This is a genomic window from Pseudoalteromonas sp. SCSIO_11900 (genome assembly GCF_000576475.1).
GTDB lineage: Bacteria > Pseudomonadota > Gammaproteobacteria > Enterobacterales > Alteromonadaceae > Pseudoalteromonas > Pseudoalteromonas tetraodonis.
In genome coordinates, this window is the sequence record NZ_KK070023.1 from 201,353 (window position 1) to 213,896 (window position 12,544).

Here is a 12,544-nt window from a genome sequence, read left to right on the forward strand (position 1 = left end):
ACGTTTACTGGGCAAGTTTAGATCAAAACCTACTGCTTATAAAAGTAGCAATGTTGGACACATTTTTTGTAATTAAAATCCGGCAACTCAAATCTTAGGCATAAAAAAACCCCTGCTAAATCTAGCAGGGGCTATAAAAAGTGGTACCAGCGGCCGGACTTGAACCGGCACGCCTTGCGGCAGGGGATTTTGAATCCCCCATGTATACCAATTTCATCACGCTGGCATCATTTTTCTTTAACCTTCTAAACACGAGAAGATAAAGAAAAACCACTTAAGAGTGAAAGATTATGTACCCTCTTCCATCTCATTGCCTAGCATTATACAAACAATAAGCAAAGCGGCAAGCGTTTTATGTATTAAGCGTGATCGACCGCTTAACATTTAGGCAACCATTAACATTTGAGCCAATATCGAGTTAAGCACGTAGCGTAATAGGTAGTATTTAATGGCTTATTTGCTAAACTATCGCGCACATTAACAGTGAGAGTATATTTATGTCGGCTGAGTTTCCACGAGCAGGGTTTTGGCGTCGTTTTGCGTCATTGGTGTACGACACATTAGCTATTATCGCTTTTGCGATGCTAGCGGTGGTATTGTATTTATTTGCTATCCAAGGACTTATTTCCCTTGATGTTATTGCCCTCAATGGCGCTGAAGATGTATCTGCACGAATTCAGGATTCACTATTACTTTCTGGTATTCGCAGCTCGCTGCTGGTGCTTGTTGGCTTGGTCTTTTTTGGCTATTTTTGGACAAAAAGCGGGCAAACAATTGGTATGCGCGCATGGCGCTTAAAAGTGCAAACCAGCCAAGGAAGTTTAATTAGCTGGCCACAAGCTATTATCCGCAGTATCAGCGCATTACTTGGTTTAGGGAATTTAATGGTATTAGTCGACTTTAAAAATAAAAAAGCACTGCAAGATTACTTATCAAAAACCGAAGTAGTTACGCTCACCAAAGAAGAAAATAAACGCGTGTATCGCGAACTATGATATCAATCCGCAATAATACTTAATTAAGCTAATTGGTATAACCTCAAGCTAAAGCATAAAAAACGCGGCACTTTTAAAAAAGGCCGCGTTTTTTAATAAAGCTACAAATTAAACCCGCTTATTCATCAAATAAGCTGCAAACCCAGTAAATAAAATGCTCGGTAGAACGGCGCCTACAATGGCTGGAATTTGATATACCATTACCACTGGGCCAAATATCTCATTGGTTAAGTGGAACACTATCCCCGTTACCACTCCCATAATAATTCGTGCACCCATAGTTACAGTTCGTAGCGGACCAAATATAAACGATAAGGCAACCAACAACATCACAGCAATAGACACGGGCTGCATTAACTTACGCCATAACGCTAAATCATAGGTACTGGTGTCTTGTTCATTTTGCTGTAAATAAGCTAAATATGACCACAATCCGGAAAACGACAAAGACTCTGGTTTTACTGAAACCACGCCAAGTTTTTCCCCGGTAAGCTGCGACGGATAAAACTCTTCAGTAACTTGCTCCGTGGTAATAAGCTCTTCACTGATCAATACTTTATTCACATCGCGCAGTAACCAGCCATTATCACGCCCTACCGCTTCTTTTGCTTTAGTAATTTGTGTAAGTAGTAACGACTTATCAAAGTGGTACATATTTACGCCGCGGAGCATGCCGTTTTGGTCAACGTCTTCAATATTAATAAAGTTACTGCCATCTTTAGCCCACACGCCTTTTTGAGCATTAAATACATCCCCACCATGAATAGCTTGGTTACGCATTTCCTTAGCGTGCAATTGAGCTGCGGGCGCCCCCCACTCACCTAATGCCATTACGCACAGCGCCATAAAAATTGCGGTTTTCATTACCGAGCCAATAATTTGTAAACGCGACATACCCGCTGCTTGCATCACTACCAGCTCACTATTAGAGGCCAAAGCACCTAGCCCTGTTAAGCCACCGATAAGTGCTGCCATTGGGAAAAACACCACTAAATCGCCGGGCATACTATAAATGGTATATAGCAAGGCGGTCATAATATCGTAACTACCACGGCCAACCGATTTAAGCTGCTCTATAAATTTTATTAAAGTACTGATCCCCACCAATACCATTAGTGCAAATCCAGTCGTTTGCATAATGCTACGGCCTAAATACCAATCAAGCGTTTTCATCATATGTGTTGCTCCCGTTTAGTCACGACAGCTTTTAGCCAAACACCTAATGGGCGGCCTTTAATAATTAATAAACTACCTATAAATAATGCACTTAGGTGAATCCACCATAGGCCAATAGAGGGCGGAATTTTCCCATCTTCTACCGCAAATTTAGCCGCATTGAGTAAAATGAAATACCCTAAATATAAGCTCAAAGCAGGCACTAATTTAGCAAATTTACCTTGGCGTGGATTAACAACGCTAAGAGGTACTGCTAGTAAAGTTAATAATGGAATAGATAACGGAATAGCTAAACGCCATTGCCACTGTGCAATTGCTTCGGGAGTATTAATTGACATAAGTTCACGAGTTGGCACAGCTTCTAACTTACGCCGCTGATGTTCTATTTCTTGTTCGCGAATCTGTACGCTGTAGCCATCAAACTCAGTTAAGTTAAGTGAAGGCGCTTCGCCGTCAGTTTCGTAGCGCTTACCGTCAGTAAGTACTAACTGCTGCTCACCATTTTGTGCTTCAATTACAACGCCTTGCTCAGCGTATACTAAACGCGCTAAATCGCCTTTTTCACTATCTGGCAACTGTGCAACAAATACTTTATTAAGTTCTTTGCCGCCATTTTCAATATTATGAATAAATACCACGGCTTTTTCATTACCGGTTTGTTGAAAACGCCCAGCTCTAAGCGCCGATAATCCAGCATCCGCCTTTGCTTGCTCTTTTAATTGATATTCTTGCTCGCTAGCCCAAGGTGCAACATACAAGGTAAGTACCGCGGCGAGTAACGCTAAGATGACACTAGAAATAAGCGTAATGCGCACCACATACCACTCACTCACGCCACAAGCTTTAAGTACTGTCATTTCACTGTCAGCGTAAATACGGCTATAAGCTAAAATAATTCCTAAAAATAAGCTCAGAGGTAAAATTAATGATGCTAACTGTGGCAACTTAAGCGCAATCATGGCAAACACAAGCTTTGCTGGGATGCTCCCCTCTGAGGCATCACCAAGAATAACAACAAACTTTTGCGACAAAAATATGGTCATTAAAGTTAAAAATACGGCGACCTGCGATTTTAAAACCTCAGTGGTCAAATAACGGAAAATTAGCAACATTCGCCCCTGTTAAACATGGAATTTCAATATAATAATAAAAAACGATGAGTGAACTAGTTAATTCACTCATTTTAAATGAGTATTAAGCACATATTATAAGCCATCAATATTAATTATCCTACCTAACATCACGATATAATGTTGCATTAGTAACCCTTAAGCATATAAAGTTCAAATACACAGTAAGAGTCGAGTAAAATCTACTAATATTAGCGCTAGACCTAAAAATTTAGGTAAAAAGACTAGAAAACACATTTTTAGTCCCAATTTAGCTTCTATAGATGACTCAAAATCAGGAGTGACAATGGAATTCAACGTAAAAAGTGGTAGCCCAGAAAAACAACGCAGTGCGTGTATTGTTGTGGGTGTATATGAACCACGCAGGTTATCCCCCATTGGTGAACAACTTGATAAAATCAGCGATGGTTATATCTCAAATTTATTACGTCGTGGCGACTTAGAAGGTAAGCCAGGGCAAGTATTACTATTACACCATGTACCTAATATTTTAAGCGAACGTATTCTACTCGTTGGCTGCGGTAAAGAACGCGAACTAGACGATAAACAATATAAACAAATTATTTCAAAAACTATCAACACCTTAAATGAAACAGGCTCGATGGAAGCAGTGTGCTTTTTAACTGAGCAACACGTTAAAGGCCGTGATACCTATTGGAAAGTGCGTCAAGCGGTAGAAACAACCCAAGACTGTTTATACACCTTCAATCAGCTAAAAAGTAAGAAAGTAGACCCTCGTCGTCCACTACGTAAAATGGTATTTAACGTTCCTACGCGCCGCGAGCTGACTATAGGTGAAAGTGCCATTGAGCATGGCCTAGCGATTGCTGCTGGCAGCAAATTGTGCAAAGACGTTGCCAATATGCCGCCTAATATTTGCAATCCAGCGTACCTTGGCGAGCAAGCCAAAGAACTGGAAGCTAATTTTGACAACATCACTGTTGAGCTAATTGGCGAAGATAAAATGGCCGAACTAGGAATGAACTCATACCTAGCAGTTGGTCGTGGTAGTGATAACGAATCAGTTATGTCAGTAATTAACTACAAAGGCGCAGGCGATGACCAAGCGCCTATCGTATTAGTTGGTAAAGGCTTAACCTTTGACTCAGGCGGTATTTCATTAAAACCAGGCGAAAGCATGGATGAAATGAAATACGACATGGGGGGCGCAGCTGGTGTTATTGGCGCTATGCGCTCGCTTGCACAAATGCAGCTACCTATAAACGTAATTGGTGTTTTAGCCGGCTGTGAAAACATGCCAAGCTCAAACGCCTATCGCCCAGGTGATATTTTAACCACTATGTCTGGACAAACGGTTGAAGTACTTAATACTGATGCCGAAGGCCGTTTAGTGTTATGTGACGCGCTAACCTATGTTGAGCGTTTTGAACCAGAAACCGTGATTGATGTGGCTACATTAACCGGTGCGTGTATTGTTGCTTTAGGTGCCCACGCTACGGGTTTATTAGCAAACCATAATCCACTGGCGCATGATTTATTAAAAGCGTCGGAGCAAAGTGGCGATCGTGCATGGCAACTGCCATTATGGGATGATTATCAAGATCAACTAGAAAGCCCGTTTGCCGACTTTACTAACTTAGGTGGCCGAGCTGCAGGCACTATTACCGCGGCCTGTTTCTTATCTAAATTTACTAAAAAGTATAATTGGGCTCATTTAGATATTGCCGGTACGGCATGGCGCAGCGGCGCTAAAAAAGGCGCAACAGGTCGTCCTGTTCCTATGCTGACTCAGTATTTATTGAACCGAGCTGGTATTAGCGAAGCGACTCACGACTAACAAACCAACACAGGGCTTCACAGCTCAATGTAGAGTATTAAATAAGGCGCTTTTAAAGCGCCTTATTTATTGGGTATTAATTGAAGCAACCCCCGTTATATGGCAAAATCCCCTTCTTAATTTGTGTGTATTTAATAACAGCACAATCAATGTCATGGGAAATCCCGATACAATGAACATGAATGCCCAGTTTTTCATTTTAAAGCAACAAGATGAGTCATTAGCTAAAGCCGATGATCACTTTACTTTAGCAGCTCAAATAGCTGGGCAACAGTATCGGCTTGGTCAACGCGTATTTATTTTTGTAGATAGCGAAGAAACCGCCAACAGCATTGACGAAACTATTTGGACATTTGATGCCGACAGTTTTGTACCTCACAATTTACAAGGCGAAGGCCCAAAAGGCGGCGCACCTGTAGAAATAGGCACAACACCACCCGTTGGTAATCGTAAAGTATTAATTAACTTGGCCAATCACTTACCGGATTTTATTCGTCGGTTTAACCAAGTTTTTGATTTTGTACCCGTAGAGTCCGTAGCCAAACAAGCCGCTCGTGAGCGCTTTAAAAAACTACGCCAACTCGGTGCCAATATCACCACGCAAGATATTAATCGCTAACGCTCACTGCGTACAAAGCTAACTAACTCATTTAAGTACTTATTTAAGGTTCTGTGTAATGGATAAAACCTACAATCCGCAAGATATTGAACAGTCTCTCTATCAAGACTGGGAACAAAAAGGCTACTTTAAGCCATCTGGCCAAGGCACCCCATATTCAATTATGATCCCGCCGCCAAATGTCACAGGTAGCTTACACATGGGCCACGCTTTCCAAGATACCATCATGGACACCTTAACACGCTTTAAACGTATGCAAGGTAACAATACGTTGTGGCAAGTAGGTACTGACCACGCAGGTATTGCCACACAAATGCTAGTAGAGCGTAAGCTTGCGGCAGAAGAAGGTAAAACACGCCATGATTTGGGCCGTGATGCATTCATCGAAAAAATTTGGGAATGGAAAAACGAGTCTGGTGGCACAATCACTAAACAACTTCGCCGCCTAGGTGCTTCTGTTGATTGGGACCGTGAACGTTTTACTATGGACGATGGCCTATCAGAAGCTGTTAAAGAAGTATTTGTACGCCTTCATAAAGAAAACCTAATTTACCGTGGTAAACGCCTAGTAAACTGGGATCCAAAATTACACACGGCGATTTCTGATCTTGAAGTTGAAAATAAAGACAAACAAGGCCACATGTGGAACTTACGCTACCCACTGGCTGATGGTGTAAAAACACAAGACGGTAAAGACTACATTGTTGTAGCCACTACGCGCCCAGAAACAATGCTGGGTGACTCTGGTGTGGCCGTAAACCCAGATGACGAGCGCTACCAAGACCTAATCGGTAAAGAGATTTTACTACCGATTGTTAATCGTCGTATTAAAATTGTTGCCGATGAACATGCCGATAAAGACAAAGGCACGGGCTGTGTAAAAATCACGCCAGCGCACGACTTTAACGATAACGAAGTAGGTAAACGTCATCAAATGCCGATGATTAATATCTTCGATAAAGACGCGGCTATTTTAACTAAAGGTGAAACCTACACCTTTGATGGTAAAGAACTTGAATTTGACGCGCCAATTCCTGAGCGCTTACATGGCCTTGACCGTTTTGACGCACGTAAAGCGATTGTGGCTGAATTTGAAGAGCTAGGCCTACTTGAAAAAATTGAAGACCATGGCCTAACTGTTCCTTACGGTGATCGCTCTGGTGTGGTTATTGAACCACTACTTACTGACCAATGGTATGTACGTGTTGCACCACTTGCTGAACCTGCAAAAGACGCAGTTAAAAACGGCGACATTCAGTTTGTACCTAAGCAATACGAAAACATGTACTTTTCGTGGATGAACGACATACAAGATTGGTGTATTTCACGCCAGCTTTGGTGGGGTCACCGTATTCCAGCTTGGTACGATAGCGAAGGCAACGTATACGTTGGTCGTGATGAAGCGGAAGTACGCCGCGATAACAATATTGCAGATAGCGTAGCGCTTAGCCAAGATGAAGACGTTCTTGATACTTGGTTTTCATCAGCACTGTGGACCTTCTCAACCCAAGGTTGGCCAGAAAATACTAATGACTTAAAAACCTTCCACCCATCTGACGTGTTGGTAACCGGTTTTGATATCATTTTCTTCTGGGTTGCACGTATGATCATGATGACGCTGCACTTTATAAAAGATGAAAATGGCAAGCCACAAGTTCCGTTTAAAACCGTGTATGTAACGGGCTTAATACGTGACGATAACGGCGACAAAATGTCTAAGTCAAAAGGTAACGTACTTGACCCTCTAGATATGATTGACGGCATTGAGCTTGAAGACTTAGTACAAAAGCGTACTGGCAATATGATGCAGCCAAAACTTGCTGCAAAAATCGAAAAAGATACCCGTAAAGTATTTGCAAATGGTATTGAAGCTCATGGTACCGATGCACTTCGCTTTACCCTTGCTGCGATGGCATCTACCGGTCGTGATATTAACTGGGACATGAATCGCCTTGAAGGTTACCGTAACTTCTGTAATAAACTATGGAACGCGAGCCGTTACGTATTAATGAACACAGAAGAGCAAGACTGTGGTTTTGCAAATGATGCTGAAAAAGAGTTCTCGTTAGCTGATCGTTGGATTTTAGGCCAATATGAAGCAACAGTTAAAACCTACATTGAGCACCTTGATAACTACCGCTTTGATTTAGCCGCTAATACACTTTACGAATTCACTTGGAACCAGTTCTGTGATTGGTACTTAGAGCTAACTAAACCCGTATTATTTAAAGGCAGTGAAGCACAACAGCGCGGTACACGTAATACACTTATTACAGTACTTGAGAGCTTACTACGCCTAATGCACCCAATGATGCCATACATCACTGAAACGATTTGGCAACGTGTAGCACCACTTGCAGGCCTTGAAACTACAGGCACTAGCATTATGGTACAAGGCTTCCCTGTTTATAATGAAGCAAGCGTTGATGCACAAGCGATGGACGATTTAGAGTGGGTTAAACAATTCATTTTAGCTATTCGTAATATTCGTGGTGAAATGGATATTAGCCCAAGCAAACCGCTTAGCGTATTACTTGCCAACGCATCAAGCGATGATGTTCGCCGCATTGAGCAGAACAAATCATTCTTAGCATCACTTGCTAAACTTGAAGAGTTTACAATGCTTGAAAACAAAGACGGGGCACCTGCGTGTGCAACCTCTTATGTTGGCAACCTTGAAATTATGATCCCAATGGCGGGCTTAATTGATGTTGAAGCCGAGCTTGCACGTATTAACAAGCAACTCGAAAAAGCAGAAAAAGGCCTAGCACAAGTGCAAAACAAACTAGCAAACGAAAAGTTTGTAAACAATGCACCTGAAGCCGTACTTGCAAAAGAAAACGCTAAATTAGCTGAATTCACCGATGCTAAAACTAAGCTACTTGAGCAAAAAACTAAAATAGAAAGCTTATAAGCTTTCATAAAATGCCTATTAACACTATTTAATAGGCATTAAAAAAGCCGCTCACTTTAATTAAAGTGAGCGGCTTTTTTGTGCCTTGCATTTAACTACAAAGCACTTCTACATTAGAACTTGTAGTTGTACTGAGCGCCAAGTAATACCGCATGGCCTTTAGATTCAAACTCAAATCCTTCTTCTTCAAAGTTTTGAGTTTTACCACGGATAATACTTACACCAAGATCAACGTTTGAGTTTTGATCAATTGCATAGTTACCACCAAACGAGAACCAAAAACGATCTGTATCTGGGATTGAGATAGATAAGTGGTCTTGTGATACAGGAGACTCATCAAATGCTACACCTGCACGTAACAATAAGTTTTCACTGTATTGATAATCAGAACCGATTGCGTAGCGCATAGAGTCAGAAAAGCTTTCGTCTTTTTCAAATCCAATAAACTTATCGCCTGTAGGAGCTGTTACTTGTGCTTCTAATGATTCAAAGCTGCTCCAACCTGTCCATAATACACTGTAATGTAAGCCTAACTTGTCATCTAACTGATGAGAACCAGAAAATTCGGCTATTGCAGGAAGTGTAATATCAACAGAACCAGGGTATTTCACCCCATCAGTACCACCAAAACTTGTAGATAGAGCACTAGAAAAATCGCCATCAAATGTGATGTCTGTTTCGCTGCGGTAATTAAAACCAAAGCGGCTATTATCGTCTAATTGATACATTAGACCAACATTTAAACCGAAACCAGTATCATCACCTTTCAAGTTTCTAGCTTCAGTTTGAGCTGGCAAAGGTAGTGGAGTCTCGCCTAAATGTCTAACAATCTCAGCCTCTGCATAAATCACATTTAAGCCAATACCGTAGCTAAATTTCTCGGTAACTTTATAGGCAACGCTTGCATTTAAGTTAACTGTGAAAATTTCTGTTTTACCAGCAATTTGACCTGCTGAGTAATCATCTTCAAAATCTGTTGATAAACCAAAGTTAGAAAACGCACCAAAACCAATTGATACTTTATCGTTGTAAGGCATAGTGAAGTAAGCTGCTGGCACGACTGCACTTGGTGCGATGCTGTCGTCATCTAATGATGACTCATCAATACCTGTTGGCGCGCCTTCACCTTCTAAGCTTACATCTGGAATTACGCCAATAGCAGCAACACTTAGCTGCTTGTCTTTAAATAAAGTCATTAATGCTGGGTTACGTGCAACTACAGACGCGTCGTCTGCGATAGATGCTTCACCAGCATATGCACGGCCTAAACCCGATGCATTTTGCTCTGATAATTGAAACGCGGCTGCAAAAGTATCAGCTGAAACAAATGCCAGCGATGCAGCAATAAGAGTTTTAGTAAATTTCATTGTTGTGTCCTTAGCCAAACTTACTGTTTGGATAGCTATGTGTGTTGTTATTAGAGTTTCAAACCCGCGTACACTACCTTAATTTTTTATAAAAAACCCTACTAAAACGTTAAAAAAGGCCAAAAAACACGTTTTTTAACGACAATTTAACAACTATTTAAAACTCATCGGAGCAGAAGTATGGTATTAGAGTATATACTCTAATGATATTAATTCTCATTTGCATTGACTTGAAATACTTTGCAATTTACACTGCCAATAAAATCATCAAGGGAGAAAACAGTGATCATTTTACTTATTGTTACAGCGCTTACTTTTTGTGGCTTAAGTGTTTATTTCTTTTATAAAGCAAATTATTGCGCGTGTACGCAGGCAGGTAAATGTGACAACCCAGTTAATCTCTATTGGTTAGCAGCCATTAGCATGGCAATTATTTCTTTGGTTTTTTGCTGCTTAGCGCTGCATGTAGAATTAGGCACATTACTGTGGATAACGTTAATGGGTAATTGCTTTTTAGGTGGGTATATTTCTGCTAAAACAAACAGAAAAAGACGATGCAAAAATACTAAAGCAGTAAATGCTCTTTTAAAAGTCGAGGTAAGTTAATTTTATAATCAGCGGGGGATCTCTCAAGTAACATAGCGCTAAATTCTCAAAAAGGTGTTTGGCTTAGCAGCAGAGAAGCGTTGAAGCACCTTAAAATATCAGGCTGTGAGCTAATGCAACTCCTTAGCTAGATGTAAAAATGTGCTAGTTAGAGTATTAGATTAACACTTTTAAAAATTAATGGTGCTTTTAAGTCAACGTTTTTAACTTGGTCACACTCAGGTCACCATTTACTTGGATGTTAGTATTTACTATCAATAAAAGATAACGGAGCAAATCGCGCTCTCGGCAGGGATCGAACCTGCAACTTAGCCTTCGTAAAAACCTATACCCTGATAATCGATTATAGGAATAAAATATGTCTAACCTTTAAATTATTAATTACAGGTATACCCTAAATATTTAATACTTATGAGTCCCTTTTATTTGCATCACCGCTTTGAGAAAAACTATAGTCAGCTAATATTTAAAAGAGAAAAAAGCTTTCCAGTTGTCGTAAGCCATTTTAACTTTTACAAAATAAGATACATTTTTTAAAAAGCTAAACTACACACTTTAAGCAAACACCTTAACCAGCTCTCTTATTTACCCAATTCAGATGTGGATTAAGAAACTTAAAGCTATAAGAATAATGCCCGAAAAAAACCAAACTCCACAGTATTTCACCCAGTAATTACTATTAAGATAAGTGACATTAGGATTGTTAGAGTCAATTAAAATTGTACAATCAATCCCATTTTTAAACTGGGCTATAAGCTGCTGATCAAAAGCAACAAAAACACTATAAAAATTACCTTTAAATTTATAGCTGACTAATATCCTCTTGTAGTGCAAAAGCTCTAAATTGCGCACGTTATTATCAATTACATTGTTAATGTTTACAATTTTGCAAACTCGCCAATGGTGCTTATCATAACGAATCCTGAGCCATCTTATAAATGTTAGTAAGCTCAACATAACGAAACAAAGCCCTAATAATAAAAGTAATAAGCTATTCATTTTTTAATGACTTATAAATATAATGTGCAGTTATAAGATCACTTAACGCTGTGCCAACAGACTTAAATACTGTTATATCGGATTCACATTTTCTCTCATAGTTATTTTTTTTAGCTAGCTCCGCAAGCTCGCCGGATATATTAGCTTCATCAAAAACTCCCTCAGAAATAGGAATCAACAATTCACCAGCTTCAGCAAGAACATTTTCCTTGCTATCTACATATACCTTACTTTGTGCGATAGTAACACTGTCACATTCGCGCGAGTCGCAGCGATGATTACCAATCAAATCAACATGCGTACCAGGCTTTAACCAACCACCTTTAAATAATGGCGTTGGTGAACCTGTTGCGCAGCTGATCACATCGGCACTTTTAATAACTTTTTCACAACTTTGTCCGATAACAAACTCAATATCAGTAAATGCACGCTGTAAGCTATTGTGTAAAACAGCAACTTTATCTTGATTACGCCCAATTAACGTTACACATTTAAAATCGCGCACACTCAAGTGTGCTCGAACCATATACTCAGCTAAATTGCCGCTGCCAAAAAACACTAAATGCTGGCTATCTTTTCGCGATAAATAGTAGCTTGCCAAAGCAGATACTACAGCTGTGCGCCAAAGTGTTACACGTGTACCATCAACCAGAGCAAGAGGTTCACCATGAGCGCGAGAGAACAGCATTATTTTTGAATAAAGTGACGCATACTCACTATCAGTATTACTTGGAAAGTAGGTAAATGCCTTTACTCCAATAACCTGTTCATTCCATGCTGGTAATACGGCAAATGCGTCATGGTTTGTGTCTGTTTTATCTAACTCATACACATGACGCTTGGGCATAGTAAACTGCTGAGCAAACCCTTTTTGTAAAGCAATGCGAAGCGAGTCAAAATCTAGGACAGCATCAATTTGCGTTTGATCTATTACTTTCAT

Annotated in this window: 9 protein-coding genes and 1 tRNA gene; 5 read left to right on the forward strand and 5 right to left on the reverse strand. The window is 40.2% G+C overall.

Translation table 11 applies throughout. The features are described 5' to 3' along the window. Window positions 1–141: 141 nt before the first annotated feature. Window positions 142–226, reverse strand: a tRNA-Leu gene (locus tag BG00_RS00925). A 271-nt stretch (window positions 227–497) separates the two neighbouring features. Between BG00_RS00925 and BG00_RS00930 the strand changes: the two genes are divergently transcribed. After that, window positions 498–995 carry an RDD family protein gene (locus BG00_RS00930; RefSeq protein ID WP_036979992.1) on the forward strand — a complete coding sequence of 166 codons (498 nt, stop codon included), beginning with the start codon at window positions 498–500 and terminating at the stop codon, window positions 993–995. 108 nt (window positions 996–1,103) lie between these two features. Here BG00_RS00930 and lptG read toward each other — a convergent pair whose 3' ends face one another. Beyond that, window positions 1,104–2,171, reverse strand: coding sequence for an LPS export ABC transporter permease LptG (gene lptG / locus BG00_RS00935; protein WP_036979994.1), 1,068 nt, complete (start codon window positions 2,169–2,171; stop codon window positions 1,104–1,106). Continuing rightward, window positions 2,168–3,280: an LPS export ABC transporter permease LptF gene (gene lptF, locus BG00_RS00940; protein WP_036983304.1), complete on the reverse strand. Its 1,113-nt coding sequence runs from the start codon at window positions 3,278–3,280 to the stop codon at window positions 2,168–2,170. The genes lptG and lptF overlap by 4 nt, the downstream gene beginning before the upstream one ends. 307 nt (window positions 3,281–3,587) lie before the next feature. Between lptF and pepA the strand changes: the two genes are divergently transcribed. The 3 genes from pepA (at window position 3,588) to BG00_RS00955 (ending at window position 8,632) form a co-directional block, all read left to right on the forward strand. Then, window positions 3,588–5,099: a leucyl aminopeptidase gene (gene pepA, locus BG00_RS00945; protein ID WP_036979996.1), complete on the forward strand. Its 1,512-nt coding sequence runs from the start codon at window positions 3,588–3,590 to the stop codon at window positions 5,097–5,099. A gap of 172 nt (window positions 5,100–5,271) precedes the next feature. After that, window positions 5,272–5,718, forward strand: a complete 447-nt coding sequence (locus BG00_RS00950) for a DNA polymerase III subunit chi (RefSeq protein WP_036979998.1) — start codon at window positions 5,272–5,274, stop codon at window positions 5,716–5,718. A 58-nt stretch (window positions 5,719–5,776) separates the two neighbouring features. Then, window positions 5,777–8,632 (forward strand): valine--tRNA ligase, encoded by a 2,856-nt coding sequence (locus BG00_RS00955; RefSeq protein WP_036980001.1) that lies wholly within the window; start codon window positions 5,777–5,779, stop codon window positions 8,630–8,632. A gap of 113 nt (window positions 8,633–8,745) precedes the next feature. On the opposite strand, the gene BG00_RS00960 is transcribed toward BG00_RS00955, so the two are convergent. Continuing rightward, entirely contained in the window at window positions 8,746–9,999 is a 1,254-nt protein-coding gene (locus BG00_RS00960; protein WP_036980005.1) for an outer membrane protein transport protein, read from the reverse strand. 282 nt (window positions 10,000–10,281) lie between these two features. Here BG00_RS00960 and BG00_RS00965 point away from each other — a divergent pair, with 282 nt between their 5' ends. After that, on the forward strand, window positions 10,282–10,605 hold the full coding sequence (locus tag BG00_RS00965; RefSeq protein WP_036980007.1) for a hypothetical protein: 324 nt from the start codon (window positions 10,282–10,284) through the stop codon (window positions 10,603–10,605). A gap of 991 nt (window positions 10,606–11,596) precedes the next feature. Here BG00_RS00965 and BG00_RS00975 read toward each other — a convergent pair. Then, window positions 11,597–12,544, reverse strand: coding sequence for a bifunctional Delta(1)-pyrroline-2-carboxylate/Delta(1)-piperideine-2-carboxylate reductase (locus BG00_RS00975; RefSeq protein WP_036980012.1), 948 nt, complete (start codon window positions 12,542–12,544; stop codon window positions 11,597–11,599).